The sequence below is a fragment of the Roseiarcus sp. genome (genome assembly GCF_052145395.1).
In the GTDB taxonomy this organism is placed as follows: Bacteria; Pseudomonadota; Alphaproteobacteria; order Rhizobiales; family Beijerinckiaceae; genus Roseiarcus.
The window spans coordinates 1-2567 of the sequence record NZ_JBKQOT010000374.1; the positions used below are offsets into that span (position 1 = coordinate 1).

Consider the following 2567-nt stretch of genomic DNA (forward strand, 5'->3'; position numbering starts at 1 on the left):
GCGAACACCGCCTCTTCCTGATAGAAAGCTGATAGAATTGGATAATTTTAAATCTTGTCGCGAATGGCGCCGGCGCTACGTGGATGGCCGGGTCAAGCCCGGCCATGACGCGGTGTTTCATTCAGGCCTGATGGCCATCAACAAATACTTCCGAAAACGAGAATTCCGTCGTATGCTGATTCCAATGCCCCCAATCGGACCCGCCATGCCGCCCGCCCCAATCCCGACCGACCCCCGCCGCCCCCTGAGGCGCGCCCGAACGGCTCGAAAACCGCGTCTGAGATTTTTTTCGCGGAACTCCATTGCAAGCCGTTGAAAACGCTCGATACACGGGTGAATAAGGGACCGATTTCCAGCACAGAACGCGTGTCGAACGCACGCCGAACGACGTCCGAGCGGGCGCCGAACGCGCCCTGGACGGCGCTAGGCCCCCGCCGGCCGGCGGAGGTCGAGGGTCAGGGGGAACTCCGGATGGGGCGCCTCGGGCGGCGGCTCGTAGGCGCCGGGCGAATGGCCGCGCGGCTCGAACCGCGCCAGGCGCCGCGCCTCGGCCTCGTTGCTGTTGACCGGGAAGGTGTCGTAGTTCCGTCCCCCCGGATGGGCGACGTGGTAGACGCAGCCGCCGAGCGCCCGCCCGCTCCAGCTGTCGAAGATGTCGAACACGAGCGGCGCGTGGATCGGAATGACCGGGTGCATCGCCATCGCCGGCTGCCACGCCTTGTAGCGGACAGCGCCCACGGCGACGCCCTCGGTCGCCGTCTGGCGCAACGGCACGCGGCGGCGGTTGCAGGCGACGACATAGCGCGACGGGTCGGCGGTCGAGAGCTTGACCTGCAGGCGCTCGGTCGAACTGTCGGTGTAGCGCGCAGTGCCGCCGATCGCGCCCGTCTCGCCCAGAACATGCCACGGCTCGAGCGCCTGCCGGACTTCCAGCTGAGCGCCCTCGTATTCGACCTCTCCGCAGAACGGAAAGCGGAATTCCGCCTGCGCCACGTACCAGTCGGAGCGGAAGGGGAGCCCATGCGACTTGAGGTCGGCGAGCACGTCGAGGAAATTCTCCCACACGTAGTGGCCGAGCATGAACCGGTCGTGCAGTGACGAGCCCCAGCGCGGCAGCGGCCCGTCGACCGGCGACCGCCACAACCGCGCGATGATCGCCCGCACGAGCAGCTGCTGGGCCAGACTCATGCGCGGGTCCGGCGGCATCTCGAAGCCGCGGAACTCGACGAGGCCGAGGCGCCCGGTCGGGCCATCGGGGGAATAGAGCTTGTCGATGCAGAGCTCCGCCCGATGGGTGTTGCCGGTGACGTCGGTCAGAATGTTGCGCATCAGCCGATCAAGGAGCCACGGCGGCGGCGCGGCGCCCTCTCCGGGCTTCGGGATCTGGGCCAGCGCGATTTCCAGCTCGTACAGGCTGTCGTGGCGCGCCTCGTCGATGCGCGGTGCCTGGCTGGTCGGGCCGATGAACAGGCCTGAGAACAGATAGCTGAGACTCGGCCAACGGAGCCAGTAGGTCACCAGGCTCTTCAAGAGATCCGGTCGGCGCAGGAACGGGCTGTCGAGCGTGGTCGCGCCGCCGACCACGACATGATTGCCGCCGCCGGTACCCGAATGCTTGCCGTCGATCATGAACTTGTCGGCGCCGAGGCGCGACTGCCGCGCCTCCTCGTAGAGCGCCTGGGTGTTGGCCACGCATTCGCGCCAGTTCATCGCCGGATGGATGTTGACCTCGATGACCCCTGGGTCCGGCGCGACGCGGATCACGTTGAGCCGCGGGTCGACCGGGGGCGGGTAGCCTTCGATATGGAGCGGCAGGCCGACGCTTTCCGCCGCGATCTCGACGGCTGCGATCAGCTCGAGGTAATCCTCCAGCCGCTCGACCGGCGGCATGAACACGTTGAGGCGCCCGTCGCGCGCCTCGACCGAGATCGCGGTGCGCACCGCGCCGCTGATGTCGCCGAGCGTCTGCTCGACGCGCTCCTGCGCGGCCTGGCCCGACTCAGGCGCAGCAAAGGAGGCCCTGTGCTGCGCGCGTCCCTTGACCGCCTGAACGTCCGGCAGCGGCTGGCGCGGCTCGGTCGGATCCGCCTCGAAGACATAAGGAAACGAGGCTGGCGGCACGTAGGGTAACGCGCCGAGCGGCAGGCGATAGCCGACCGGGCTGTCGCCCGGCACGAGATAGAGCTTGCCGCGGCGCGTCTTCCATTTCTCGCTGCGCCAATGCGGCCCGCTCGCTTGGGCCTGCCAGCGCTGGATCGGCAGCACGTATCCCGACGGTTCGGTCAGGCCGCGCGCAAACACGCGCGCGATGCGCTGGCGCTCCTCCGGGTCCTTCAGCTTCGAGTTTTCCGGCGTGACATTCTCGGGAAGGTTGCCCTCCTTGACGATCCACTCGGCCGGATCCTCGTAGGCCGGGGCGATGTAGTCCTGGGCGACCCCGAGCTCGGTCGCGATCGCGCCGAGCAACGCCTGCGCCTGCGGAGCGCCGACATTCGTGTCCTGGCGCTCTGGCGCGATCAGGGCGGCGTCATTCCACACCGGCTTGCCGTCGCGCCGCCAGTAGAGCG

Annotated in this window: 1 protein-coding gene; it reads right to left on the reverse strand. The window is 68.0% G+C overall.

The features are described 5' to 3' along the window. Window positions 1-423: 423 nt before the first annotated feature. Window positions 424-2567 (reverse strand): transglutaminase family protein (locus ACLP25_RS12450; RefSeq protein WP_442469508.1); only part of this gene is annotated, 2144 nt, incomplete at its 5' end.